Origin of the sequence: Lactococcus garvieae subsp. garvieae (assembly GCF_029024465.1) — a bacterium.
Classification (GTDB): domain Bacteria; phylum Bacillota; class Bacilli; order Lactobacillales; family Streptococcaceae; genus Lactococcus; species Lactococcus garvieae.
The window spans coordinates 1745879-1771003 of sequence record NZ_CP118950.1; the positions used below are offsets into that span (position 1 = coordinate 1745879).

The window sequence follows — 25125 nt, forward strand, 5'->3', positions numbered from 1 at the left end:
AGTATAACATAACTTTAAAAAATATCTTAAAAGAAATATTAAAAAAACGGCATTTTACTCGCCGTTTTATTTTATTTCGCTTTTGCAGCTTCAACATCGCGTGCAATAACAAGCTCTTCATCCGTTGGAATAACGAAAACTTTGACACGTGATTCTGGTGTTGACATCTCCCCTTCAAAGCCAAACACATTCTTAGAGAGATCAACATCAATACCAAACCATGACAAGCCTTTTAAGACTCCTTCACGTACTGGAGCTGAGTTTTCACCCACACCGGCCGTAAATACAATCGCATCCGCGCCGTTCAAAACAGCCAAATATTGACCAATAAATTTTTGAATACGATCAACATACATTTCGAATGCTAATGCTGCATCCGCATCCCCAGCATCACGCGCAGTAATGATTTCACGCATATCAGAGGACAAACCAGAAACACCAAATAACCCTGACTCTTTGTTCATCATATTCACAACGTCTTGAGCATCCTTGAGTGAAGCATCGTTAGCAATAAGATAAGGGAAAACAGAAGGGTCCATATCGCCTGTACGTGTTCCCATCATAATACCTGCTAGGGGTGTGAAGCCCATTGAAGTATCAATAGACTTGCCACCTTTTACAGCAGTGATTGATCCCCCATTACCGATATGAGCGGTAATAATTTTTGTATCTTTAATATCTTTACCTAACATTTTTGCAGCTTCTTGTGCCACAAACATGTGTGAAGTCCCGTGAGCTCCATATTTACGTACTGCATTTTCAGTGTAATATTTTTTAGGCAATGGATAACGGAAAGCTTTTTCTGGCATTGTTGTGTGAAAGGCTGTATCAAACACGGCTACTGCTGTTGCCTCGGGCAACAACTCCAAAAAGGCCTTTATGCCAGCAGCATTTGCTGGATTATGAAGGGGAGCAAGTGGTGAAAGCTCTTCAATTTGTTTCAGGACTTCCTGATCAATCAACGTAGATTCTTTAAATAACTCTCCACCAGCGACAACACGGTGACCTACTCCTGTAATCTCTGCAAATTCTTCAACAATATGGAAACGTTTCAAGTCTTCAAGTAAAATATGAACCGCTTGTGTATGATCTACAATATCCAACACACGCTCTTCTTTTTGATCGTTAAATTTTACTGTTGTTACTGAATCTTTCAGGCCAATACGTTCGATCAAACCTTTTGCAAGAACTTTTTCTTCTGGCATTTCATACATTTGCCATTTCATTGATGATGAACCAGCATTAACCGCAAGAGTTTTTGTCATTTTATCTATCCTTCTTCTTTTAATTTTCTCTTAAATTATATCACAAAACCAATTTGAAGGCAGTGACTGGCCAAGAGTTTTTGGTCAAATCTTGACATTTTTCACAAACTCAGACATAAATTCTTGCAAAATAGAACGGTCTGCTAAATCAGCCAAGGGGTAAACAAAAGTTGGTGTATTTGTTTGGTTTTTACTTAATAAATAAATCGATTTTCCTGCACCTTTAAAGAGTGATGAAGGCAATGTAATGACTGCAGCAACATGTGCATGTTCTTTAATCCAAGCCTTCAAAAATTCTGACTGTGCACTTGTCAAAAGATTATCTGGAGCTAAGAAGAGCGCAAAACCACTCTCCTTCAGATACTTAAAGGATTGCTCAATCATTAAGTGGTGCACATAGGTATGTTCTGATTTGTCATGCACTTGAAAATGGCGAGCAGTTTCATCGTCTGGATAATAACCAACCGGGAGATCACTCATCACAACATCTACAGACTCCAAGGGCTGTGGTTTCACGGCGTCAATTTGGAGAAAACTTGCTTCTGTTCCCATGACTTCTGACATTGAAGCGGATAAATCCAACAAGAGGTCATCTACTTCAAAACCAACATAGTCTACTTCTTTTTGCATATGAACCAAGAGCGTTTCCGCTAAATTCCCTGTTCCTGAGCCAAATTCTAGTACACGAATCTTTCTTTCTTTGTGCAACTCTTCAATGATAAAATTAAAGATAAACCCAATAGAATCTGGTGTTAAATTATGATTTGCTTGCATTGGTGCGACACGTGACCCTTGAAGCAAGACAAACTGAAACAGCTTTTGCCACTCACTTTTCGTGAGGTTCATTGAACGAACCTTATCATTATTTTCCTTCGTCAGAGATGCAAACTCTAAAGCGCCTAAGTAAGCTGCATTTTGTTCCACAAAAGCATCATAAAAATCCGTCAAAAGCTCCGCTTGAATTGCCATAATATTTTCAAGAACCAATCCAAAGGCTTTTTCGATTTTCTCTATATCCATGTAACCTCCAAAAAATAGTCTGCCCGAGACAAACTATTTCTTATTTTATAATTTTTCAATTTCCACAAGAGCCTTAACAGCGAGAGCTAAAAGAGCAATCACCATTGCGATTTCATATAAGGCAGCACGGTGACTGACCGCTTGACCGATGGCTACAGCCACGATGAGGACAGACACCGACGCAAAAACAAAGATATCCGTACTTCTTCTCACATCCTTTGGCATTAAAAAGATATAGCCCAAGGCAAATAAAACTAAAAGTATCAGATAAAACATGCTTTTCTCCTTATTTTTGGCTTCTTAGTCTTTCCTCTAATCCCTCTGCTGTTTCAAGCTCCTTGTGAAATATATTATTCAGCAGTTTTTTTCTTTTTCGTTGCTTTTTCACGCATTGCTTTGTCAAGAATTTGTTTACGCAAGCGGATTGATTCTGGTGTTACTTCCATGTATTCGTCATCACCCAAGAATTCTAATGATTCTTCAAGAGACAAGATCTTAGAAGCGTTAAGCACTGAAGTTGAGTCTTTATTAGATGAACGAACGTTTGTTTGTTGTTTAGCTTTTGTAACGTTAACAGTCAAGTCATTATCACGTGAGTGCTCACCGATAATCATACCTGCATAAACTTCTGTTCCTGCTTCAACAAAGAGAACACCACGCTCTTGTACGTATCCCATAGCATAAGAGGTTACAGAACCTTGGTCCATAGAAATCAAGGCACCACGGCTACGTCCACCGATTGTTCCTTTAACCATTGGCATATATTGGTCAAAGGTATGGTTCATGATACCATATCCACGTGTCATTGACATAAATTCTGTTGTGAAACCAATCAAACCACGTGCTGGAACCAAGAAGACGAGACGTGCTTGACCATTACCAGTGATTTCCATGTCCAACATATCCCCTTTACGTTCTGAAAGAGCTTGGATAATTGAACCTTGGTATTCTTCAGGTGTATCAATACGCACACGTTCAAATGGTTCACATTCTACACCGTCAATTTCTTTAACGATAACTTCTGGACGTGAAACTTGAAGTTCATAACCTTCACGACGCATTGTTTCGATAAGGATAGACAAGTGCAATTCTCCACGACCTGAAACGATCCATTTGTCTGGTGAATCCGTATTTTCAACACGAAGTGAGACGTCTGTTTGAAGTTCTGCTTGCAAACGTTCTTCAACTTTACGTGCAGTGACCCATTTCCCTTCGCGACCTGCGAATGGTGAGTTATTTACAAGGAAAGTCATTTGAAGTGTTGGTTCGTCGATGTGAAGAACTGGCAACGGTTCGATGGCATCTGTTGGTGTAACAGTTTCACCAACGAAGATATCATCCATACCAGAAACAGCAATCAAGTCACCCGCTTTTGCTTCAGTGATTTCTTGACGTTCAAGACCAAAGAAACCAAAAAGTTTTGTTACACGGAAGTTTTTAGTTGAACCATCAAGTTTAGACAAGGTTACATTGTCCCCAACTTTAATTGTTCCACGGAAAACACGTCCAATACCAATACGACCCACGAAATCATTGTAGTCCAAGAGAGAAACTTGGAATTGCAATGGTTCGTCAGAGTTATCGATAGGAGCTGGGATATGTTCGATGATTGTATTGAAGATTGGATCCATTGTTGCTTCTTGATCTGCGGGATCATCGCTCAATGAAGATGATCCATTAATAGCTGAAGCGTAAACCACTGGGAAGTCCAATTGGTCATCGTCGGCACCAAGTTCGATGAAAAGTTCCAAAACTTCATCTACAACTTCTTGTGGACGTGCAGATGGTTTATCGATCTTATTCACGACAACGATTGGTGTCAAGTTTTGATCCAAAGCTTTTTTCAACACGAAACGTGTTTGAGGCATTGTACCTTCATAAGCATCCACGACAAGAACAACACCGTCGACCATTTTCATGATACGTTCTACTTCTCCACCGAAGTCCGCGTGTCCTGGTGTGTCCAAGATATTGATGCGTGTATCGCCATATTCTACGGCTGTATTTTTAGCAAGGATTGTGATCCCGCGTTCTTGTTCAAGGGCGTTAGAGTCCATTGCGCGTTCAGCAAGGTTTGTACGGGCATCAAGCGTTTGTGATTGTTTAAGCAACTCATCAACCAAAGTTGTTTTACCGTGGTCGACGTGGGCAATAATCGCAACGTTTCTGATGTTTTCGCGTAATTTAGTCAATTTATTTCTACCTATTCTTTCGAAAAATTCATACGGAAATCGCGTCTCCGTAGCTTGAACGCTAGCTTTTATGGTGCGCCCAAACAATATATCAGATTTATTATAGCACACTTTTTGTCAAAGGCGAAAATGCACGCGTTTACAAGTTTTCTAAGGGATAAAATTAATAAATTAGACACACTTCCTACTATGAAAATTAGTTTACAATTTTGAAATAGTTCAAACAAGTTCACCGTTTGTTAAGAAAAATAAGGAGTAAAAAGTCGCTTAAAAACTTATCGACACTTGAAAACCGCTTACAGTTACGGTAAAATAGAACAATGAAAACACTTTATGATGTACAGGAATTGTTAAAAAAATACGGTTTTATTAATTTCATGACCAATCGCTTAGATGCGATTTATTTTATGCAACAGGAACTTACAAATATGGTTGAGCAGGGGATTTTTGAGAAAAGTGATAAAGAATACCTCACAGCCCAACTTATTTTACGTCGTGAAGAAAGAATTGAGAAGGAAAAACTAAATGGCTAACAAAATTATTGGTATTGACCTCGGCGGAACTTCTATCAAGTTCGGTATTTTGACACTTGAAGGTGAAGTTCAAGACAAATGGGCTATCCCGACAAATATTCTCAGTGATGGGAAACATATTGTCCCTGATATCATTGAATCTATCAATCACCGTTTAAATCTTTACAACCTAGATAAATCTGACTTTATTGGTATTGGAATGGGAACGCCTGGTACAGTAGATATTGAAGCTGCTACTGTCCGCGGTGCCTTTAATCTTAACTGGGCAGATGTTCAAGAAGTCGGTGCGCCTATTAGCGAAGGTGTCGGCCTCCCCTTCATTCTTGACAATGATGCAAATGTTGCAGCTTTAGGTGAGCGCTGGGTCGGAGCTGGTGAAAATCAACCCGATGTTGTCTTTATCACTTTAGGAACTGGTGTTGGCGGTGGTATTGTTGCTGATGGAAATCTCATTCACGGTGTTGTTGGCGCTGCGGGTGAAATTGGGCATATCGTGGTAGAACCACATGATGGCTTTGCTTGCACTTGTGGAAACCATGGATGCTTAGAAACAGTCACTTCTGCTACTGGCGTTGTGCGCCTTGCAAGAAAATTCGCTGAAGAATACGAAGGAAGCAGCCAAATTAAAGCGAGCATCGACAATGGTGACGAAGTAACTTCAAAAGACATCTTCATTGCCGCAGAAGCAGGTGATGCTTTTGCACTGAGCGTTGTGGATAAGTTTGCTTATTACCTTGGTTTTGCTTGTGCTAACCTTGGCAGTACCCTAAATCCTGCCGCTATTGTCATCGGTGGTGGCGTTTCTGCTGCTGGAGAATTTCTCCGCTCTAAAGTTGAAACTTATTTCCAAAAATATTCGTTCTCAACAGTACGTGACTCTACAAAAATCAAACTTGCTGAGCTCGGTAATGATGCTGGTATCATCGGTGCCGCAAGCCTTGCTTTAAAATTCAAATAATAATCTTAGGAGAACTTAAATGATCTGGATCATTGACTTTATACTTTTAGCCCTCATTGTCGTCTTCTTCATCTACCCACGTTGGACACTCAAACGTAACGCCAAAGTAGTTGAAGCACCTGAATTTGAACGTTTGATGGCTACTTCTCAACTTATCGATGTCCGCGAAGCAGCAGATTTTCGAGTAAAACACATCCTTGGTGCTCGTAATTTGCCTGCTTCTCAAATGGAACAAAGTTTGAACGCAATCAACAAAAAGAAACCAGTATTACTTTATGAAAATGGTAAACCAACGGCTTCAGTCAAAGTTGCTAAACAACTCAAAAAAGCTGGCGTACCAGAAGTTTATATTCTTAAAACTGGCTTGAACAACTGGCCTGGAAAAATTAAAAACGGATAATAAAAAAGACCTTACCGTATATGTAAGGTCTTTTTTATTATCCAAGTTCTGCTTCGAGCATCCAGATTGTTTTTTCAACATCTCCGAGTGCAACTGTATAAAGGTCAACTGTAACTGCATCATTTTCAGATTCAGCAATATCCATGCCTTCTTGGAAAAGTTTAGCCAAGTATTTGTAAGTATCCAAGACACCGTGCAAACGTTCAGACATTGATTTGTCCCAAGTGGCTGGTTGAAGTTCAATTTTTGATTTTTCATCAAACTCTTTAAGCGTTGAAACTGGTGAACCACCAATGGTGATTAAGCGTTCAGCGAACTCATCTAAATGCTCATTAAGTCCATCCATGAACTCGTCCATTTTAGGATGCAGAGTCAAGAATCCAGAACCACGCATATACCAGTGTGTTTGGTGTACAAGTGCTGCTGCTTGAGATAAATCTGCAACTGTTTGATTCAAAACTTCTTGTGTTTTTTCCTTAGACATAGAAACCTCCAATTTTTTATTTCTATTACAATTATATAAAAAAAGAGGTCAATTATAAAATATTCTGCTTAAGATTGTGAGATTTTTCTCTTTTAATCGTGTTAATAAATATGCTTATAATTTTCTTCATTATCGGAACCATATTTGGCTCTTTCCTCGGTCTAGTAAGTGACCGCTGGGGTACAGGGGCCTCGATTATTTATGGGCGTTCACAATGTAGTTCATGCCAAACAGTCCTCAAATGGTGGCAACTTCTTCCTTTAATCTCTCAATTTATCTTTAAAAGTAGATGTGCTTTTTGCGGAGAAAAATTTTCTTATCATTATTTTATCTTAGAATTTCTTTCCGGAATTCTTTTTGGCGCACTTTGGTTTGATTTAGACTTACTACACTTTTTAATCCTCCTCATGAGTTTGCTTTTGAGCAAATTTGATATTGATACTCACTCTTATCCTTTAAATATTGGTTTAGGCTTTACTGTTTGTTTCTTTATTTTCTTCCCTACCGGTCCTATCAGCTATTTCTGGCTCGCTCTTGCTTGTTTTCTTTTTTTATTAATATTGGGATTGGTGCTGGAGACTTCCTATGGCTTTTCTTTGCATCTTTTTCTCTATCCTTAGTGGAAATGCTTCTACTTATCCAACTGGCTTGTGTGTTTGGACTGTGCTTTTTACTCATCAAAAAAAGGAAAAAGCTTCCCTTTATTCCTTTTCTTAGTCTTGCATATCTAATCGTAATTCTTCTGCCCCGAATCCTGTAAGGGTGACTCCAAGAAGTCGTACCCCTAGTGTTTCGTCATAATCAACCTCTTCCAGTAAATCCTGAGCCACATGTGCCAGTGTGGTTGCTTCATTTATCTTCTCGGGAAGCTTTTTGCGTTTCGTAATTGTCTTAAAATCAGAGTAACGCAACTTTAGCACAACTGTATCACCCAGAAGTTGATGACGTTTCAAATTAGTAGACACGCGTTCCGAGAGGTTGGTGAGTTCCTTCTTGATGTCCTCACTATTATAGAGGAGTTTGCTGTAAGTTCTTTCTTTACCTACGGACTTTCTTTGACGACTTGTGACCACTGGAGCATGATGAATACCATTGGCTTTCAAAAAAAGATTCCAGCCATAAACCCCAAAGCGTTCTGCCAAGAGTAAGGGGTCAGCTGCTTGAATCTCAGCACCTGTAAAAATCCCCAATTCATGCAGTTTTGCTCCAGTAGCCTTGCCCACACCGTGAAATTTTTCCACCGGTAGCTCTGCCAGAAAATCTTTTGCCGCCTCCGGAAGGATGACGGTCAACCCGTGAGGCTTTTCATAATCCGAAGCAATTTTTGCTAAAAATTTATTGTAGGAAACTCCTGCTGAACAAGTCAAACCGAGCTCCACAAAAATATCATGCTGAATAAGTTTTGCCACCTTAATCGCACTTGTCGATCCAATCTTATTTCGAGTGACATCAAGATAAGCTTCATCAATGGACGCTGCTTCCACTTCATCAGTATAGCGATTAAAAATTTCACGCGCTTGTTCTGATATGGCACGATATTTTTCGTAATTTCCACTGATAAAAACAGCTTGTGGACAGAGGTCGTAAGCTTCTTTTGCACTCATAGCCGAGTGGATCCCAAAGGCACGAGCTTCATAGGAACACGTGGAAACAACGCCACGTCCACCTGTTTCCAAGGGATTCCGGGCAATAACCACAGGCTTTCCCTTTAATTCTGGATTGTCCCGTATTTCTACTGATGCGAAAAAGGCATCCATATCAATATGGATGATTTTTCGTGATGTATCATTGACCAGTGGAAATGTTAACATGTTTTTATTATATCATAGAGCTGATAAGGGGTATGGATTTACAGATTGTGGTGTCTAACTATGCAAAACGAGCCATCACTTTTTAATGAGGCTCGTCTCCTGGATAATGATGGTCACTTTTTAATTCTTCATTTGCTCTTTTCACAAATTAAAAAACTTCCCATTGAGGAAGTTTTTTTGTTTTTTACAAAGTGTTTTTTGTCAACTGAATGAGCAAGTCTTCAAATGCTGCTTCGTATTGTTGGATATTTCCAGCACCCATGAAGACATAGACACCACGATCATGATCTAATAAAGGCGAAACGTTTTCTACAGAAATAACACGAGCAGGCTTGCGGACTTTATCTGCAAGATCTTGTGCGGTAATTTCATGATGGTCAACTTCACGCGCAGAGCCATAAATTTCAGCAAGGTATACAGTATCTGCTGAATCAAGGACTTGAGCAAACTCATCTGCAAAGGCGATTGTACGTGTAAATGTATGGGGTTGGAAAACAGCTACGATTTCACGGTCTGGGTATTTTTGACGTGCCGCATCAATTGTTGCTTCGATTTCGGTTGGATGATGGGCAAAATCATCAATAATAATTGTTTCCCCAACTTTTTTCTCTGTAAAACGGCGTTTTACACCAGAGAAAGTCAATAAATGATCAGCAATATCATTCATATCCAAGCCAAGCTGATGGGTCACACCAACCACTGCTAAGGCGTTCGCAATATTGTGCTTCCCATAAGCAGGAACTACAAAGTGACCGATTTTTTCGCCACGGAAATAAGCATCGAAAGATGAGCCACGTGTTGAGCGGATGATGTCTTTTGCTTGATAATCATCACCGTCTTCAAAACCATAGTAGTAAATCGGCGCATCTGCTGTAATTTTACGTAAATAGGGATCTTCACCAAAAACAAATATACCTTTTTTAATATTTTGGGCATAGTCTTGGAAAGCATAGGCCACATCATCAATATTTTGGAAATAATCAGGATGGTCAAAATCAACATTTGTAATAATTGTATATTCTGGATGGTAAGGCATGAAGTGACGTTCATATTCATCTGATTCAAAAACAAAATACTCACTGTCCGCATTTCCACGTCCTGTACCATCACCAATCAAGTAGGACGTATCCACAGCGTTTTTCATGACATGTGCCAGAATCCCTGTCGTTGAAGTTTTACCATGTGCTCCCGCAACACCAACGCTGATAAAATCTTCCATGAAATGACCTAAAAACTCGTGGTAACGTTTAAAATCAAAGCCGTTTTTTTCAGCAAAAGCAATTTCTACATTATTGTCGGTACGGAAAGCATTCCCCGCAATCAACTCAACTTCTGGTGTAATATTTTTCTCGTCAAAAGGAAGAATAGGAATACCCGCTTCTTCAAGTCCACGTTGTGTAAAATAATAGTCAGTTGTATCCGAACCCTGAACTTTTTTACCCATTTGGTGGAGCATAAGAGCGAGTGCACTCATGCCTGAGCCTTTAATTCCTATAAAATGATATACTTTTTCCATGATAAATAAGAAATTTCAGTCGGAACTGAAATCTTTTCTCCTTCTTTTATTTAAAGTCCGCGATCAAACAAGTTCTTTCGTTTGTTATCGAAATACTCATTTTTTGCAGTTTTCGTCTTGTCTTCCCCTTTTTGAGGAGAGCCAGAAATAATAGCTTCATCGAGGTTTAAACCACGTTTTTTCATATCCCGAATCGGGTTATTAGTGGCCGGACGTCTTGGAGACATCGGTTTTTGTTCGATTGTCTTCTTTTCGCCTGATGTAGGTTTCGCTGCGTTAAGCACTGCTGATGAACGGCGCAAAGAAAAATCATCTTTATCACGTTCTAGTGGGTGAACATAGCCTTTCGGACGTTTAGGAGGTACCGCTGCTTCTCTTTTAGCCTTTTCTTTTGATTCATCCACACTCGTTTTTTTAGGCATTTTATCAAAAGAACTGTACCCACTATGATTGCTATTTAATGGACGATGTTGAGTGCTATAACTGACCTTTGTCTTTATTGGCTTATAGACATCTGAGCGTTTTTTATCAGACATTTGAACACCACCAAAAGAAGCCTCGTCTTGTTGACTAGGATTCTTAGTAATCAGTTGTGAATTTGTCATGATAACGCGTGTGTCTTTTTCAAGCATTTCATCATCATCGATGATTGGAAATACGACTCTTCTTCCTTCGTTCATTGCTTGCCCTACTTAATTTTTTGTTTGTCTTGAAACTTTTCCTCTACATTCCTTGAAAAGTTTGTTTAATCTTATTTTTTTCTTAGGTAAGTGTTTCAACTATTATTATATCGCATTTCCAGCGATTTTTAAAGTTATAGTCCCAAAATTTCTCTGATTTCTGCTTCGCTGAGTGTCTTGTCAATCACATCACCGTCTAAAACATTGGCAATCAAATCTTTCTTACGTTCTTGAATTTCCATGATTTTTTCTTCAATCGTTCCTTGGGTAATCAAGCGAATGACTTCAACAGTACTCTTTTGTCCCATACGATGAGCTCTTGCTATAGCTTGTTCTTCAACTGCAGGATTCCACCAGAGATCGACAAGGATGACAACATCGGCGCTTGTGAGGTTAAGACCTACACCACCCGCTTTCAGCGAAATGAGGAAGGCATCACGGCTCCCAGCATTAAAGGCTTGAACCATTTCTAAGCGCTCTTTAACTGGAGTTGAGCCTGTTAACTTATAGGCTGTGAGGTCTAATTTTTCCATGGCTTCTTCAATATAAGGGAAAGTCTTGGTAAACTGTGAAAAAATTAAAGGACGATGACCAGAAGCCTTGACTTGCTCTAAAAGCTCCATCAAACTGTCTAGCTTTCCAGAACCCCCTTCATAGTTGTCCATGAAAAGTGCCGGTGTGTTACATATTTGACGGAGTCGTGTAATTCCTGCCAAAATTTCAATACGTGATTTTTTAAGACTGGCACTGTCCATTTGACGAACAGATTGTTGCATCAATTCTAACTGTGCTAAGTACAAGAGTTTTTGCTCTTCAACCATGTTATTGCGTAAGGTCATTTCCATCTTATCCGGCAACTCTGTCAGAACTTCTTCTTTTTTACGGCGCATAATAAATGGGTGGATAATGCGTGCAATAACTTCTGGTGACATTTTATTAAATGTTTCACGTTTCGGTAAAAAGCCGGGCATTACGACTTGGAAAATGGCCCAAATTTCTTCTAAGCGATTTTCCAAAGGTGTTCCAGATAAAGCAAAAGTATGCTCAACATTCAGCTGACTAAGTGCTCTATTTGTTTTACTGCTGTAGTTTTTCACAGCTTGTGCTTCATCCAAGAGAAGATAATTAAGCTGCTTGTCTTGGTAATCATCGAAGTCCTTAAGGAAGCTTCCGTAACTTGTGATATAAACTTGATGTTTCCCGTGAATCAATGCATCCCGATCGGCTTTCATACCGTCCACAACTACATAATCTACCGTATCGGTAAATTGCTCAAACTCACTGGCCCAGTTATAAATAAGGCTGGCGGGAGCAGTGACTAAGGCTGTTTCCTCTTCTTTTAGATTTGAAAGTAAATAGGTGATTGCTTGTACTGTTTTACCCAGACCCATGTCATCTGCCAAAACACCACCTAAATGATAGTGCGTCAACATAGACATCCAACGGACCCCTGTTTCCTGATAACTTCGCAGTTCTGCTTTAACATGCTCAGGTTTTTCGTAGGGGAAGGTTTCTGGGTGTGTCAAGTGTTCATAGAAAGCTTTAAATTCATTCGAAAAATTGCTGCTTGAAATGTTTTCGAATATTTTAGAAACTTGGAAGCTACGTGTCACATTGACTTCTAAGCTCGTTCCACTGATGGTAAAATTATCATCAAGTTCTCGTAAAGCCGATTTCAACTCACTGAACTTCTGGTCAAAGATAAATAATTTTCCATTTTCACTGACATAATATTCCGCATTATTTTGCAGCTGTGCAATAACATTTGCAAATTCATTCTCGCCGATGCTCGGCATTTCAAAGGCAATATCCAACAAGCCTCCTCGACGATCAATCATGATTTCAGGGACTTCATCGACCTTCATGTCCATTAGTCCTGGTGATAATTTCACTTGACCTAGCTTCTGGAATTGGGGCAGGATTTTGATAAAGAAAGTTTCTGCAAATTGTGCCGAAAGGGTCACCGAACTTGTAAAAGAGCGTGTAAAACCAAAACGAGCCATAAGCGTAAATATCTTATTTTCTAGGCGTAAGTCTCGTGAAAACTCGAGCGTTTCTAATTCATGGAAGTGTTCCACCTTAAAATTGCCATAGTCAAATTGAACGGAAAGTTCTATATTTTGTCCATCAGGATTAGCAAAGTTAAAAATCGGTGTAAAGGGACGAATAACAAAATTTTCAGGAGCTGAGATCTGACCTACAGTAGAAAGTTGTTGCAGGGCTTGAGCTACTTTGTCCTTGTCCATATATGAAAATTGATTATGTTTTTCACCCTCTAATTCTTTTTGAATCAGCTGCAACAAACGTTTTTGTTCATGGTCAACCTTATAAAAGACATGATTATAGTATAAAAGGGAGCCACTGTAAAAGGAACTGAAGGCATTATCTTCGATTTTTAACTCAATAAAGTCTCTTTGGCTTGTCACACTAAATTTAAAAATCTCTGAATCCTCATCAAGAGTAACAAAGGTAAAATAATTAATCAGTGCGCCCGATAATCTCAAGCTAAAACGTGACAAGTTAGAGGCCAAATCCATTGCCTCTTCAATAAAAAGATATGGAAAATTGAGGTAACGTCCATTTTTAATATACAGTTGATTGGCCATTTGGGCATCAAGTTTGCCATGTATTTTAAGCAAGAAATTCAAAAAGTCTTGACTCGCTTCATCGAAATTATCAAAAAAGAGATCAACATAATGAAGGGCGCCAAGTGAATATTGCCCAAAGTTTTGCAATGTTCTCAAAAAATAGGGAATATCCTTAATCACATAGGCTCTACCTAAGCGTTCACTGTATAAGCGTAAGTCAAAATACATGAAGTAATCCATAGAAAAAACATCATAGAGTTGCGAATTATCTTCAACATGCACTTCCATCGAGAATTGCTCTGCTCCAAAATTAACTTGTGTTTCCCCATTCAGGGCATCCAAAAAGGCAGCATTGGCAGTCAATTCATCATTCGCTACCAACTCAATTTTTTCTATATTCTTTTTATCGTCTTCGATTTCTTTGTTTTCATTCTTGAGATATTCTTCTACTGCAGCAATATGTTTACAATAGCGATGATTACGCTGAAAGTCAGCACAAGAACAATAGTCCTGCGCCCCATCCAGATCGTAAATTACTTGTTCTCCTTCAACCTCTGCAGAAAGTTTAAAATCTTCTATTGACGGATCAATTAAAAGCCCCTGACTATACAGGGCTATTCCTTCACTGCGTACACGTGCTGGCATCATTCTGCTCATTTTATCTTTATCCTATTTTTGATGCCTTTTTGCACCAACTCTCCGTCTATTTTTTCTTCTAAATCCCTTTAAAATGTGCATATATTATATCATATTTCGCTCTTTTTTTCACGAATTCCTTAATAAAAAATAGGAGAGCAGCCTCCAATAAAAATTTTTTCTATACCTTCATTTCTTCTGTATATTTCAATGTAAAAACCTTTTGACATAAAATTTTTTAAAGTCCAGTTTTAATTTTTTAATTTGTGCAAAAATTTGAATTTTTGCATTATTTGTATTATACTTTACACTATTAAAATGAAGAGGCTCAAAAATGATTAACGCTTATCACACAGTTTTGTTGTTGATTATGGGCTCACACTAAGTACTGGAAAGTAAAGGTGTGAGTCCTCTTTGGCGTTGGTCAAAAAGGGGCAAAAAGATGTCCCTTTGGGCATCTTTTTTAATTTGTTTTTATCGCTTATTGCTACTGGAACGTGACAATAAAATGAGAGGAGACTTGATTTGACTTAGAATTCTAAATTAAAAATATATATTTTTATAACGAGAGGAACTTATAATTGGAAAATAATCAAAATTTACAAAAGAGAATGGCAACACGCCACATCACTATGATTGCTCTTGGTGGAGCAATTGGGGCTGGCCTCTTTAAAGGGAGCGCTTCTGCTATTGAATCTGCTGGTCCTGCTGTCCTGCTTTCTTATTTCATCGGAGGTGTGGTTTTATTCTTCGTAATGAAGAGTTTAGAAAAATTAGTCCTCAACTCAGATGAACCGCATGGCCTTTCAGGCTTGGTGCAACCTTATCTGGGTAACCATGCGGCCGACTTTACCGACTGGGTGTATTGGTCACTGTGGATGATTAATATCATTGCCGAAGCTGTCGCTGCTGCTAGCTTTATACAGCTTTGGTTTCCTCATATTCCATCATGGACTTTTGTCTTACTCATCGCTATCCTGACGTCACTTATCAACCTCCTGTCCGTCACATTCTTTGCAGAAACTGAATACTGGCTTGCTTTTATTAAAATCAGCGTTATCATTCTTCTTATTATTTTTGGTGTCATTTTAGTTGCACAAAACATTTTTAATACCAACTTGATATCTGCATTTTCAGGAATGACAAAATATGGTGGCTTTGCACCACACGGCCTTAAAGGTGTCATCAATTCTTTATTAATCGTTATCTATTCCTATGGTGGTTCTGAACTTATTGCCATTACTGTCAGTGAAACAGAAGATCCTAAAACTGCTATTCCACGCGCTATCCGAGGCGTTATCGGACGTATCATTTCTTTTTATATCGTCCCAATGTTCCTCTTGCTCCTAATTTACAATTGGAACGACTTGGCAACATCAACAATGAGCCCGTTTGTAATGGTCTTTAACAAAATGCATATTCCATTTGCGGCAGATATCATTAACTTCATTATTATTCTTGCACTCTTTTCTTCAATCAACTCTGGCATTTATGCCTCTTCAAGGATTTTATTCTTCCGTTTGAAAAATCATAAAGGGAAGCTTTCGCAAAAGATTGCTACTTTAAATAAAAGCAAGGTCCCTCAAAGAGCTGTACTCTTCTGCTCTGGAACATTGTATATTGGTGTTGTTCTTTCTTACTTCTTAGGAGACAGCCTGTTCAACTACCTCGCTGGTTCTTTATCTTACACGGTCCTTTTAGTTTGGTTCTTGATTAGTCTTGCAGGCTTCTTATTGGCGCGCAAGACCAAAGCTTTAGGGACTATGAGCATGAGTCTTATTGCGCTTATTGCTTTGTTATTGATTTTCTTTGGCATCCTTACAACGAATCCTATCGGAGTAACCCTCTTCACTGCACTCCTTTACTTTATTATAGTGATAAGTTATCGTAAAAAGAACGATCCTGTAGACAATATTGGTTAAGAAATATTAAACATTTTCCTCTCTCAAAGGAAAATGTTTTTTTATACGCTAACAAAAAAAGCTGACAATCCTGTCAGCTTAAATTTTTTATAAGTGTTTCAATCAGTACATCGCGATCTGCAATCCATTGTGCGCGCTCATCTTTTAGATGCACACGATTGGATAAAAAAATCACTGCTTTTTTTGCTTCCAGGTTCATCAGGATGAAAGTCCCTGTGTAACCTGTGTGCAGCAACCATTGGTCATGTATAAAGTCCCAAGCTAAACTTCTCGGACGTTTACCCGCTGCATAATTTTTCTGTAGGGCCAAATATTTTGTGTCTGAAAAATAGCCTTGAACAAATTTCACCAAATCATTCATCGGTGCAAAAAGCCCTGCTGATCCACAGTGTGTGCCTAAAACTTTTGCTTTTGGATCATGAACCGTTCCCACTTTCGTATCCAGACTTGTAGGTACGGCATTGGTAACAGGTCCAAAAGATGTCTCAGACATATTCCATTGTTCAAAAATCTCTGCTTTAAAGATCTCATCCAAAGATTTACCATAAAGATTTTCGAGCATAAACCCCAATAAAATAAAGTTAATATCGGTGTAATGGCAACTTTTGTCTTCCGTCACCTCGATATGGTCAATCGCATCCTTTAAAGCTTCAAAGTCTAACTTGTCTCGGTTTTCAATAAACGGATTTATACCCGTTGTATGAGTAAGAAGCTGTCTCAATGTTATACTCTCATCATGAAAATCAGGGTAATAATCCGTAAACGGAGCATCCAGACTTATTTTTCCCGATAATACGAAGTTAATGACAACTGTTCCTGTGCCTACAACTTTTGAAACGGAAGCTAAATCCCATTTTTTCCCTGCCACCAATGGTTCGACTTGAGGAAGTATTGCTTGATTGCCTCTAACAAACTCTTGAACCTTTGCTCCTTCTACAATAGCAACATGGCAGCTTGGGAAAATGGCTTGTGCCAGGTAATCATCAAGTGTTGTTAAAAATTCTTTTTCATTTTTCATAGGCCTTGCTTTGTAAACCAAAGTTCCATGTGTTGTGGGATGTCAATAGCCAATGTCTTTGCTTTTTTATCCAGGTACAATTTTTCATTAGGCAAATCATTCGCAAACTGCGCCAAATCAAAGGATGGAGACACTTGAAAACGTAAAAGCATCAGGTCAAGCTTTTCATCCATATTCGCTGTCAAATCAGGACCATCATTTTGGCAAAAAACAAGATGCAAGCCAGAAAGATCTAAAAGATTACCTTGAGCTTTTACACCGAGAATTTTTTCATACTCTGAAATAATAGACTTTTCAGCGATATTAATTTGCACCTCTTTAACAGCGAAATCGGATAATCCTGAAAATTCTCCCTCATCAAAGTCAACATCAGCTTTAGCAACCTCTGTTAAGTCTGACCAATCATTTACAGCAACCATCAGAAAAACATCATTTTCTGGAGAAACAGCTTCAAAAGCCCAACTGTCTTTTACTTGATAAAGATGTGTGATTTGGTCTAGATTTCGCGCCAAAAGCTGCTCGATTTCATCCTCATCAGCTTGGATGACTGTACGTCCATGTTTTTTCACACCTTGAACTGGAACCACACCTGGTGATTCCTCTAAGATTAACCGTGGTTGCTTTGCTTCATGTCCAGACAAAAAAGCTTCTGCATTTTCTTCATGCAAGACTTTCATGCCAAGCACATCACGGTAAAAATTTAAATTATCTTCGCGATTGAGTACACGGTAGCCAGGTAAGCAAACTTCTAAATTATTTATGAATTCTTTCATTCTGATTCTCCATTTATCTTCTTATATTTTATTAAAACTTATACAAATTATCAATGATTATATGTTAGAATTGTTCTATGATTAAATTTCGAGACCTTATTAAAAAACCTTGGACCTGGACTATCCTTCCTGCTCTTCTCTTCGCCCTTCCTTTTTCTTTACAGGCGGGTTGGGGGCAATGGTTAGGACTTAGTCTCCTTCTTTACCTTATCAGTTTAATTTTTACTTATAAGAAATCAGTCTGGCTTGCTTTCTTTATACTTTCTTTATTGCCAAGTTTTGCTACATCACTTATTAGCCAGCTGCATTCTGGAAGAGCTTTTTCTTCTCTTGATCAAGTGATCTTTTTTGTGATTTTCTTTGTAGCTCTGGGCTTATCTTACTTTCTTGCTCGTCGTCGAAATATTATTCCGCCGATCGCTGTCAAAGAATTTCCTTTGGGCAAAATTGCACTCGGCTTTGGTTCTCTTTTCTTGGTTTCACTTTGTGTCAATATTTTAGCGCAGGTGCTTGGTTTACAAGCAAGTACAGAAAATCAAGAGGCCTTAAATAGTCTCGCTCAGGTTATTCCTTTAGGTATCTTTGCTGTCCAAACGATTTTTGCCGGTTTCTTTGAGGAACTCACTTACCGTGTGGGCCCTTTCGAAGTCCTCTTCACAAAAAATAAAATTCTAGCCTTCTTAACAGCGGCTCTCCTTTTTGCAGGCATGCACAGTCCCACAGATCTTTACAGTTGGCTTGTCTATGGTTCAATGAGCTTGGTGTTAACCACATTCTATTTTAAATACCGAAATTTTTACCTCAATATGGCCATCCATATGGCTTGGAATTTCTTGGGAATAAGTATGACATTTTTGATAAAGTAAACATCTTATGGTATATTAAGATTGTAAAATTAAAAATTTGCACAATGGGTGCTCTAGGATAAACCAAGAGCTGAGAAACACCATTTGACCTGATCTGGTTCGTACCAGCGTAGGAATGTGTTTGTATAGGGGACTGCTGTCCTCAATTCTCTCTAACCCTCCTTTGTGCCAACAAAAGGAGATTTTTTTATGTCTAATTCTAAAGTTTTAGAACTTACCGAAACAGCTATTGCTGCTGCATTAGCTCTGGTCTTGAGTTTCATCTCGATAAACTATGCTCAAGTTTTTTATCTTGAGCTAGCGGTTATTCCCTTACTGGTCTTGGCCTTACGCCGTGGTGTTTTTTGGGGCATGACAGGTGGTCTTGTTTTTGGTCTACTTCTGATTGTGTTAGGTCAAGCCACTATCTTGACTCCGGTACAGACCTTGCTTGAATATATCGTTGCACCTCTTTCTCTTGGTTTAGCGGGTATCTTGCGCAAAAAAGACTCTAGCCAAACACGTACAATCTTTGCTGTAGCTTTTCTCGGTGTCCTTATCAAATATTTTTGGCACTTTGTCGCTGGGGTCATTTTTTGGGGACAATACGCTTGGAAAGGCTGGGGTGCTCTTCCCTATTCATTTGTTGTCAATGGAATAAGTGGGCTTGCAACTGCAACTCTTGCTGCTCTAGTTCTTGTGGTCCTCTCCAAGAGTGCCCCTCAGATTTTTCACACGAAAAAGTGATATAATAAACGCATGAGCAAGAAAAAGAAACTGAAAAAAACACTAGTTGAACAAATTCTGGACAAAGGCCAAGTCAACCATGAAGGGCTTGCTCTCAATGCTTTAGAAGAAGAGCTCATGCCTGAAGACATCCAACGTCGCGATATTTATAAAACACTCGCCCTTATAGGTGATAAAACGGGTCCAATCGTAGGAATCCTTCCCCTAACAGAGCATCTTTCCGAAAAAAAATTAGCAAAGGTATCTGGAAACAAGAAAGTCCACATGATTCCCCAAAAAGATTTGCAAAAGACCACTGGATACATCCATGGCGCCAATAATCCTGTCGGTATTTGGCAAACAAAAAGGTTCCCTATCTATATTGATACCCTCGCATTGGATGCAGAAAAAATCATTGTCTCTGCTGGTGAAGTCGGCCGTTCTGTGCGGCTCAATCCAAAAGAACTGGCCACTTTTGTGCAAGCCGAATTCGCCGAAATTCGTGAAATTTAAATAAAAAGGAAAGCTTAACTCTCGCTTTTCTTTTTATTTTTACTTCTCGAGTTATAGCTCCGACAAATAACGCTTTACAAAAGCAGTCAAAACCGCTAAAATTAAGCTATGTTACCTAAGATTATTGCCACCTTATATCCGCTTCTCAGCTGGATCGTATTGGTTTTCGCTTTTAAATTTTTACGTATTCGCCAATTGACTAATCGAAAACTTCGCATTCCTGATATTTTTGTCCTCTTTTTAGTTTTTGGACTCCAACTTTTTTCAGAGCAATTTACTGCTATCAATATTTTGCCTTACTACTTCTTGATTATCTCCATTTTAGCTCTCGTCTTGTTGCTATTAGATTTGTTCTACTTTAAAGACTTCAAATATAAACGTTTCTTTAAACTTTTTTGGCGCATTACTTTTGTGATCACTTTTGCTCTTTACATCGCTATGATTGTCATGATTTACATGCATGGATAAAAGAACCATCCCCATGGTTTTTCTTTTTATATCTCATTTACAAATAAAAAAACCAGAAAAACTGGTTTTTTTATTTGTTTCCGAGTTCTTTCAAAAGAACAGCAAATTCTTCATCTGTCAGCGTAATCCCTTTACCCATCTTTTCATGATCAGGCGACCACTGGCGCAAATCATACTTCGCTTCCATGCCATTCCACGACACGCGGTTAAGTTCTTTTGTCCAGCCTTTGGCATTTTCAGATAGAGTAATAAGATGCTCCTCAATTTCAAATTTTAAATCAGCCATATACACCTCCTATGCATGATACGTAAAAAGCGTTAACTTTTCACTATTAATCTTCAATAAGTTGAATATCCACACCTAAAGCCGTCATTTTTTCGATGATACTGTCGTACCCTCGCAGGATAAATTCAATATTTTCAATTGTTGTTGTACCTTCGGCAATAATCCCCGCCAAAACTAAACTTGCTCCTGCACGCAAGTCGGTAGCGCGAACGTGAGCACCTTGGAGCTTATTTGGTGCTTCATAGATAATATGATCATCTACAGTTGAGATTGTAGCCCCCATACGTGCCATTTCTGGCACATGGTTGACACGTTTTTCATAAATAGTATCCTTAATCCATCCACGTCCTTGCGCTTTCAGTAACAACGGTGTAATCGGTTGTTGTAAATCAGTCGCAAAACCAGGATAAGGTACTGTCTTAATATTGATGGCTTTTAAGTTTTCTGAGCGGTGGACCTCGATAGAGTCCTCACGAATAGTCATGCGTACGCCCATTTCTTCAAGTTTAGCGATAAAGGATTCCAGGTGCTCGTAGATAACATTGTCAACGATGACACCATCTCCCATGGCTGCAGCCAAAGCAAGATAAGTCCCCGCTTCGATACGGTCAGGAATGACCGTATGACGTGCACCGTGCATTTCTGGTTTTCCTGTAATACGAATCACATCTGTGCCAGCCCCGCGCACCTTTGCGCCCATATTATTCAAAAGAGTGGCTACATCAATAATTTCTGGTTCACGTGCTGCATTTTCAATAATGGTCACACCTTCTGCTGTACTAGCTGCAAGCATTGTATTAATTGTTGCACCTACAGAAACCATATCCATATAGATAGTTGTGCCATGTAATTTTTCTTCTTTAGCTTCAAGGTGCATGGCATCTTCAAGGTAAGATAATTCTGCTCCTAAAGCTTCAAATGCTTTAACGTGAAGATCCATAGGACGTGGTCCTAAATCACATCCTCCTGGCAAACCAACCGTTGATTTCCCAAAACGACCAAGAAGCGCTCCATTGAAATAATAAGAGGCACGTAAAGAGTTTATCTTACCATAAGGCAATGGCTTTGAAACCACTTCACGGGTATCAATCGTCAAAATACCCGCAGCCGTATCACGTTGTATTTTTGCACCCATGATTTCCATGATGTCAACCAAACTTGCAACATCAGAAATGTCGGGAACGCCTTCAAGTGTAACAATATCGTTAGCTAAAATCGTTGCCGGAATAAGGGCAACTACACTATTCTTAGCTCCAGAAATCGTTACCTTCCCTGAGATACTTTTACCACCATTGATTACTATTTTTTTCATAAATTTATTACTCTATCACTTATTGTTTTATTTGAGACATGAAATACATGTACCCTCTATTCTACCATTTTTCCTGTCTTTTGAATAGATGAAAAGCATGCTTTTTTCTTCTCAGATATTCATCAATGATATGTATTCATTTTGCTGTCTAAAAACGCATTGTATATTATTATTTAACATTAGAAAAAAATGATAATATAACATTAGACACAAAAATAAAGAAAGGGATAAATGATGAATTTTTCACTCAAAACTTCTTTCATCCCAAATAAAAAGAAATCAAACTTTTTTAAAGCAAATTATTTTTCAATATTAATAAGGACATGCTCAACCATTTGGAACGTGCTCAAATAAGCCCGGTACCTTCTCTTAATGAAGCGGATTATCAAGCCTATAATAAAATAATAAGTGCTGAAGGAAAATGGATCGGGATGAGCTCTGAGCTTCTTCCTAAAAGTCAAAGCTATTCTCTCAAGGACAAAACCTTAAAACTCCCCGGCTATACCTTTGAGGGATGGGCTAAAGTCCGTAACCGTCACAATGTACTTGCTCACCCACAATCTCAGGAACAAGCCCAACTTTATGCTGGACCAAGTTCAGTTATCCATCGCACCAGAGTCTATAATCCTAGCTTTCTCTGGAAACCTCAAGAAAAACATCAGTTTGAACCTCTTGGGCAAATCTATGACTTTCATGCACAATGGACACCAATCAAATATCCTGTACGTTACAGCGCTAAAACGATTTGGAATGAACCCCTCGAGTGGGACCATCCCGAAGGGGTGCGAAGCATTGAACAAGGCTACATCTCACCAGCCAAAGTCAAATTGCCTCACTATCACTTTGTCGGCTGGCAAATCGAGGACTCTCCCTTAAGCAAAGAACAGCTAATCATTCCTGCTGGCATTGGTGCTGTCGATATTATCGCTATTTTCGAACAAATATCATAATTGAAGATTGATCAATACTTTCCCTTTTTGGGTAAAGTCTGACCCCATCAAAAAAAAAACGCTCGTTAAAGCACGAGCGTTTTTTATATTAATTTTATTCAAAGACAAATTGGTTGTGATAAAGCTCAGAGTAGAAGCCACCAAGATTTACCAGCTCATTATGGTTTCCTTCTTCAATAACTTCACCGTCCTTAAGGACAACAATTTTATCTGCGTTAAGTATTGTTTTCAAACGGTGGGCAATAACAAATGAAGTACGACCAGCAATTGCCGCTTCCATAGCCATTTGAATTTGTTCTTCTGTGACCGTATCAACGTTTGAGGTTGCTTCGTCAAGAATAAGCAAATCAGGGTTAGTCAAGATAGTACGTGCAATCGAGATTTGTTGTTTTTGACCCACAGAGAAGACATTGTCATCGTCATCCACAAGCGTTTCATAACCCTCTGGCAAGCTCTCAATGAACTCGTGGATGTGTGTCGTCTTAGCAACTGTGATAACTTCGTCCATCGTCGCATCTTTTTTACCAAACTTAATATTGTCCGCAATGGTTCCAGAGAAAAGGACAGATTCTTGCAAGACAATCCCGACTTTTGAACGTAATGAATCTAAGTCAAATTCACGAATATCGGTACCATCAAACTTGATTCCCCCTTTATCCACATCATAGAAACGGTTCATGAGGTTCATAACAGTTGTTTTACCCGATCCTGTTGGACCAACCAAGGCAACCATTTGACCCTTGTTTACATTAATGTTGACATCTTTGAGGACCGGCTTGCCAGGAAGATAACTAAAGTCAATATCTTCAATGTGTACACCTTCAGAAATACCTTTAAATGCTTTACCATTTTCAGGACGTACTTCTTCTTTTTCGTCGAACATCACATTCAGACGTGTTGCACCAGTTATCGCAAGTTGCAATTGACCGAAAGATGAAGAAATTTGCATGATCGGATTGTAGTATTGTTGCGCATATTGGATAAATGTAGCAAGCAAACCAAAGGCTGCAGCAGTTGACAATGAAGCATCGTTAAGTAGGATATTAGCACCTGCAAAAATAACCAAGGCCAAAGTCAAGAGAGAGAAGCCATTCATCAGTGGGAAAATCATACCTGACCACGCTTGAGCAGCAAAGGTTGTTTTACGTACTTTATCATTACGTACTTCAAAGCCTTCAATTGCATCTGCTTGAAGCCCTTCAACGATAATCGCTTTTTGCCCAGAGATTTTTTCATCCATATAAGCATTAAGTTCGCCGACTTCTTTTTGTTGTCTGTCTGTATATTTCTTAGCTTGAATAATGATAATCACAGCACAGAGGACGGCTACAGGAGTTGTAGAAATTGTCACTAATGCCATCTTGACATTTTGGTCGAAAATCATATACAAGATTCCGAGGAATAGGGCAAGGTTAGTGGTAACGTTCACTGCTGCTTGGTTCAATGTGTTTTGAATATTATCCAAGTCAGAAGTAAAGCGGGCGAGAATATCGCCATCCGCATGACGGTCAAAATAAGAAATCGTTAGGCGTTCCAACTTTCCAAAGAGACCTTTACGCATACGGTTTGTTGAGTGTGCAACGATACGTGTAAAGAGCAAGCTATAGATAAGTTGAGCAATTCCTGTCATCACGTAGAAAGCAAGCAGCATCCACATTGAACGCATAAAGTCAGCCTTGCTTGGTGCTTGTGAGGTAGCTACCTTCATCAAGTCAGAAATTGACTGACCGTTAAGGCTAGCACGGATCGTTTCTGGAACATTAGCATCTGTAAGCTGGTGCCAATCTGTCGGAATCTTAGCCATGGCTTGAAGACTATCAATTGTTGTTCCTGAAGGAAGGTTAGAAGTTACCGCAGATGGAACATTAGCAGATGTCAGGCTATGCCAATCCACCACTTGTCCAGTAACTTTTCCCATTTGCGCAGCAATTTGCTGCAGAGCGTCCTGAGCTTGGTTTGCTCCTGCCGCTATTTGTTGTAAACCTTTCATCGCTTCATCAGCGTGTTGATGACTAAAATAATCACTAACATAAGTCGAAAGGTGTGTGATAGAATCCCCGAGAAGTACCGGTGCTTTAACTTGCAGGTAAGTAGCCGCAATGATAAATATCGCAATCACGAGGAATTGTAATTTATATTTTTTGAAGTAGAGATAGAAGAACTTCAATGCACGAGATGTATCATTCATAATCTTTTTTCATTTTCTTGTTTTTCATAAACAGATTGAAG

At 39.0% G+C, this 25125-nt stretch carries 23 protein-coding genes, 1 pseudogene and 1 riboswitch; of the genes and pseudogenes, 10 read left to right on the forward strand and 14 right to left on the reverse strand.

All coding sequences use genetic code 11. The features are described from left to right. Positions 1 to 71: 71 nt before the first annotated feature. The 4 genes from PYW30_RS08780 to typA all read right to left on the reverse strand — a co-directional run bounded on the left by PYW30_RS08780 (position 72) and on the right by typA (position 4477). Complete coding sequence (locus PYW30_RS08780) at positions 72 to 1265, reverse strand: acetate kinase (RefSeq protein ID WP_042218440.1); 1194 nt, start codon at positions 1263 to 1265, stop codon at positions 72 to 74. Positions 1266 to 1349: 84 nt separating this feature from the next. Beyond that, positions 1350 to 2285 (reverse strand): class I SAM-dependent methyltransferase, encoded by a 936-nt coding sequence (locus PYW30_RS08785; protein WP_014025404.1) that lies wholly within the window; start codon positions 2283 to 2285, stop codon positions 1350 to 1352. A 45-nt stretch (positions 2286 to 2330) separates the two neighbouring features. Further along, positions 2331 to 2561, reverse strand: a complete 231-nt coding sequence (locus PYW30_RS08790; protein WP_003133314.1) for a DUF3165 family protein — start codon at positions 2559 to 2561, stop codon at positions 2331 to 2333. Positions 2562 to 2635: 74 nt separating this feature from the next. After that, positions 2636 to 4477: a translational GTPase TypA gene (typA, locus tag PYW30_RS08795; RefSeq protein ID WP_003133313.1), complete on the reverse strand. Its 1842-nt coding sequence runs from the start codon at positions 4475 to 4477 to the stop codon at positions 2636 to 2638. A gap of 320 nt (positions 4478 to 4797) precedes the next feature. Between typA and PYW30_RS08800 the strand changes: the two genes are divergently transcribed. Genes PYW30_RS08800 through PYW30_RS08810 form a run of 3 tightly spaced genes read left to right on the forward strand, consistent with a single transcriptional unit; the run spans position 4798 to position 6368 of the window. Next, positions 4798 to 5010, forward strand: coding sequence for a YqgQ family protein (locus PYW30_RS08800; protein WP_003133311.1), 213 nt, complete (start codon positions 4798 to 4800; stop codon positions 5008 to 5010). Then, positions 5003 to 5968, forward strand: coding sequence for an ROK family glucokinase (locus PYW30_RS08805; RefSeq protein ID WP_003133309.1), 966 nt, complete (start codon positions 5003 to 5005; stop codon positions 5966 to 5968). Before PYW30_RS08800 ends, PYW30_RS08805 begins: the two co-directional genes overlap by 8 nt. A gap of 19 nt (positions 5969 to 5987) precedes the next feature. Continuing rightward, the gene (locus PYW30_RS08810; RefSeq protein ID WP_017368654.1) at positions 5988 to 6368 is read left to right on the forward strand and encodes a rhodanese-like domain-containing protein; all 381 of its coding nucleotides are present in this window, start codon (positions 5988 to 5990) and stop codon (positions 6366 to 6368) included. A gap of 37 nt (positions 6369 to 6405) precedes the next feature. Here PYW30_RS08810 and PYW30_RS08815 read toward each other — a convergent pair whose 3' ends face one another. Continuing rightward, on the reverse strand, positions 6406 to 6852 hold the full coding sequence (locus tag PYW30_RS08815) for a Dps family protein (protein WP_003133306.1): 447 nt from the start codon (positions 6850 to 6852) through the stop codon (positions 6406 to 6408). A 110-nt stretch (positions 6853 to 6962) separates the two neighbouring features. Between PYW30_RS08815 and PYW30_RS08820 the strand changes: the two genes are divergently transcribed. After that, positions 6963 to 7472 carry a prepilin peptidase gene (locus tag PYW30_RS08820; RefSeq protein WP_232254528.1) on the forward strand — a complete coding sequence of 170 codons (510 nt, stop codon included), beginning with the start codon at positions 6963 to 6965 and terminating at the stop codon, positions 7470 to 7472. 93 nt (positions 7473 to 7565) lie between these two features. On the opposite strand, the gene dinB is transcribed toward PYW30_RS08820, so the two are convergent. The 4 genes from dinB to PYW30_RS08840 form a co-directional block, all read right to left on the reverse strand. Further along, the gene (gene dinB, locus PYW30_RS08825; RefSeq protein ID WP_042218446.1) at positions 7566 to 8663 is read right to left on the reverse strand and encodes a DNA polymerase IV; all 1098 of its coding nucleotides are present in this window, start codon (positions 8661 to 8663) and stop codon (positions 7566 to 7568) included. A gap of 184 nt (positions 8664 to 8847) precedes the next feature. After that, on the reverse strand, positions 8848 to 10179 hold the full coding sequence (murC, locus tag PYW30_RS08830; RefSeq protein WP_042218448.1) for a UDP-N-acetylmuramate--L-alanine ligase: 1332 nt from the start codon (positions 10177 to 10179) through the stop codon (positions 8848 to 8850). Positions 10180 to 10229: 50 nt separating this feature from the next. Continuing rightward, complete coding sequence (locus PYW30_RS08835) at positions 10230 to 10859, reverse strand: hypothetical protein (RefSeq protein WP_003133299.1); 630 nt, start codon at positions 10857 to 10859, stop codon at positions 10230 to 10232. Positions 10860 to 10993: 134 nt separating this feature from the next. Beyond that, complete coding sequence (locus PYW30_RS08840; RefSeq protein ID WP_003133297.1) at positions 10994 to 14104, reverse strand: DEAD/DEAH box helicase; 3111 nt, start codon at positions 14102 to 14104, stop codon at positions 10994 to 10996. Positions 14105 to 14664: 560 nt separating this feature from the next. Between PYW30_RS08840 and PYW30_RS08845 the strand changes: the two genes are divergently transcribed. Then, on the forward strand, positions 14665 to 16005 hold the full coding sequence (locus PYW30_RS08845) for an amino acid permease (RefSeq protein ID WP_042218450.1): 1341 nt from the start codon (positions 14665 to 14667) through the stop codon (positions 16003 to 16005). A gap of 73 nt (positions 16006 to 16078) precedes the next feature. Here PYW30_RS08845 and PYW30_RS08850 read toward each other — a convergent pair whose 3' ends face one another. Both PYW30_RS08850 and PYW30_RS08855 read right to left on the reverse strand, forming a co-directional pair. Then, on the reverse strand, positions 16079 to 17023 hold the full coding sequence (locus PYW30_RS08850) for a serine hydrolase domain-containing protein (protein ID WP_042218452.1): 945 nt from the start codon (positions 17021 to 17023) through the stop codon (positions 16079 to 16081). Continuing rightward, positions 17020 to 17796, reverse strand: a complete 777-nt coding sequence (locus tag PYW30_RS08855) for a CppA family protein (protein ID WP_042218454.1) — start codon at positions 17794 to 17796, stop codon at positions 17020 to 17022. Before PYW30_RS08855 ends, PYW30_RS08850 begins: the two co-directional genes overlap by 4 nt. 77 nt (positions 17797 to 17873) lie before the next feature. On the opposite strand from PYW30_RS08855, the gene PYW30_RS08860 reads away from it, so the two are divergent. The 4 genes from PYW30_RS08860 (at position 17874) to PYW30_RS08875 (ending at position 20348) form a co-directional block, all read left to right on the forward strand. After that, complete coding sequence (locus PYW30_RS08860) at positions 17874 to 18662, forward strand: CPBP family intramembrane glutamic endopeptidase (protein ID WP_042218457.1); 789 nt, start codon at positions 17874 to 17876, stop codon at positions 18660 to 18662. A gap of 34 nt (positions 18663 to 18696) precedes the next feature. After that, a riboswitch (TPP riboswitch) is annotated at positions 18697 to 18795 on the forward strand. Positions 18796 to 18851: 56 nt separating this feature from the next. Next, positions 18852 to 19388 (forward strand): energy-coupled thiamine transporter ThiT, encoded by a 537-nt coding sequence (thiT, locus tag PYW30_RS08865; RefSeq protein WP_042218459.1) that lies wholly within the window; start codon positions 18852 to 18854, stop codon positions 19386 to 19388. Positions 19389 to 19400: 12 nt separating this feature from the next. Continuing rightward, a complete protein-coding gene (locus tag PYW30_RS08870; RefSeq protein ID WP_003133285.1) occupies positions 19401 to 19880 on the forward strand; it encodes an aminoacyl-tRNA deacylase in 480 nt (159 codons plus the stop codon). A gap of 108 nt (positions 19881 to 19988) precedes the next feature. After that, a complete protein-coding gene (locus PYW30_RS08875) occupies positions 19989 to 20348 on the forward strand; it encodes a DUF3397 domain-containing protein (RefSeq protein ID WP_003133283.1) in 360 nt (119 codons plus the stop codon). A 70-nt stretch (positions 20349 to 20418) separates the two neighbouring features. On the opposite strand, the gene PYW30_RS08880 is transcribed toward PYW30_RS08875, so the two are convergent. Both PYW30_RS08880 and PYW30_RS08885 read right to left on the reverse strand, forming a co-directional pair. Further along, positions 20419 to 20634 carry a YdbC family protein gene (locus PYW30_RS08880; protein ID WP_003133281.1) on the reverse strand — a complete coding sequence of 72 codons (216 nt, stop codon included), beginning with the start codon at positions 20632 to 20634 and terminating at the stop codon, positions 20419 to 20421. Positions 20635 to 20680: 46 nt separating this feature from the next. Next, positions 20681 to 21946 carry a UDP-N-acetylglucosamine 1-carboxyvinyltransferase gene (locus PYW30_RS08885; protein ID WP_003133278.1) on the reverse strand — a complete coding sequence of 422 codons (1266 nt, stop codon included), beginning with the start codon at positions 21944 to 21946 and terminating at the stop codon, positions 20681 to 20683. 231 nt (positions 21947 to 22177) lie between these two features. On the opposite strand from PYW30_RS08885, the pseudogene PYW30_RS08890 reads away from it, so the two are divergent. Beyond that, a pseudogene (locus tag PYW30_RS08890) lies at positions 22178 to 22896 on the forward strand (hypothetical protein). 94 nt (positions 22897 to 22990) lie between these two features. Here the strand turns inward: PYW30_RS08890 and PYW30_RS08895 are convergent. Beyond that, entirely contained in the window at positions 22991 to 25084 is a 2094-nt protein-coding gene (locus PYW30_RS08895; RefSeq protein ID WP_042218462.1) for an ABC transporter ATP-binding protein, read from the reverse strand. Positions 25085 to 25125 lie beyond the last annotated feature (41 nt).

Coding starts and splice junctions, on each gene's coding strand:
- PYW30_RS08895 (WP_042218462.1), bottom strand. CDS start 25,084: ATGAATGATACATCTCGTGCATTGAAGTTCTTCTATCTCTACTTCAAA.
- PYW30_RS08820 (WP_232254528.1), top strand. CDS start 6,963: ATGCTTATAATTTTCTTCATTATCGGAACCATATTTGGCTCTTTCCTC.
- PYW30_RS08815 (WP_003133306.1), bottom strand. CDS start 6,852: ATGTCTAAGGAAAAAACACAAGAAGTTTTGAATCAAACAGTTGCAGAT.
- PYW30_RS08885 (WP_003133278.1), bottom strand. CDS start 21,946: ATGAAAAAAATAGTAATCAATGGTGGTAAAAGTATCTCAGGGAAGGTA.
- PYW30_RS08880 (WP_003133281.1), bottom strand. CDS start 20,634: ATGGCTGATTTAAAATTTGAAATTGAGGAGCATCTTATTACTCTATCT.
- PYW30_RS08850 (WP_042218452.1), bottom strand. CDS start 17,023: ATGAAAAATGAAAAAGAATTTTTAACAACACTTGATGATTACCTGGCA.
- PYW30_RS08785 (WP_014025404.1), bottom strand. CDS start 2,285: ATGGATATAGAGAAAATCGAAAAAGCCTTTGGATTGGTTCTTGAAAAT.
- PYW30_RS08870 (WP_003133285.1), top strand. CDS start 19,401: ATGAGCAAGAAAAAGAAACTGAAAAAAACACTAGTTGAACAAATTCTG.
- murC (WP_042218448.1), bottom strand. CDS start 10,179: ATGGAAAAAGTATATCATTTTATAGGAATTAAAGGCTCAGGCATGAGT.
- dinB (WP_042218446.1), bottom strand. CDS start 8,663: ATGTTAACATTTCCACTGGTCAATGATACATCACGAAAAATCATCCAT.
- thiT (WP_042218459.1), top strand. CDS start 18,852: ATGTCTAATTCTAAAGTTTTAGAACTTACCGAAACAGCTATTGCTGCT.
- PYW30_RS08855 (WP_042218454.1), bottom strand. CDS start 17,796: ATGAAAGAATTCATAAATAATTTAGAAGTTTGCTTACCTGGCTACCGT.
- PYW30_RS08805 (WP_003133309.1), top strand. CDS start 5,003: ATGGCTAACAAAATTATTGGTATTGACCTCGGCGGAACTTCTATCAAG.
- PYW30_RS08875 (WP_003133283.1), top strand. CDS start 19,989: ATGTTACCTAAGATTATTGCCACCTTATATCCGCTTCTCAGCTGGATC.
- PYW30_RS08810 (WP_017368654.1), top strand. CDS start 5,988: ATGATCTGGATCATTGACTTTATACTTTTAGCCCTCATTGTCGTCTTC.
- PYW30_RS08790 (WP_003133314.1), bottom strand. CDS start 2,561: ATGTTTTATCTGATACTTTTAGTTTTATTTGCCTTGGGCTATATCTTT.
- PYW30_RS08800 (WP_003133311.1), top strand. CDS start 4,798: ATGAAAACACTTTATGATGTACAGGAATTGTTAAAAAAATACGGTTTT.
- PYW30_RS08840 (WP_003133297.1), bottom strand. CDS start 14,104: ATGAGCAGAATGATGCCAGCACGTGTACGCAGTGAAGGAATAGCCCTG.
- PYW30_RS08835 (WP_003133299.1), bottom strand. CDS start 10,859: ATGAACGAAGGAAGAAGAGTCGTATTTCCAATCATCGATGATGATGAA.
- PYW30_RS08780 (WP_042218440.1), bottom strand. CDS start 1,265: ATGACAAAAACTCTTGCGGTTAATGCTGGTTCATCATCAATGAAATGG.
- PYW30_RS08860 (WP_042218457.1), top strand. CDS start 17,874: ATGATTAAATTTCGAGACCTTATTAAAAAACCTTGGACCTGGACTATC.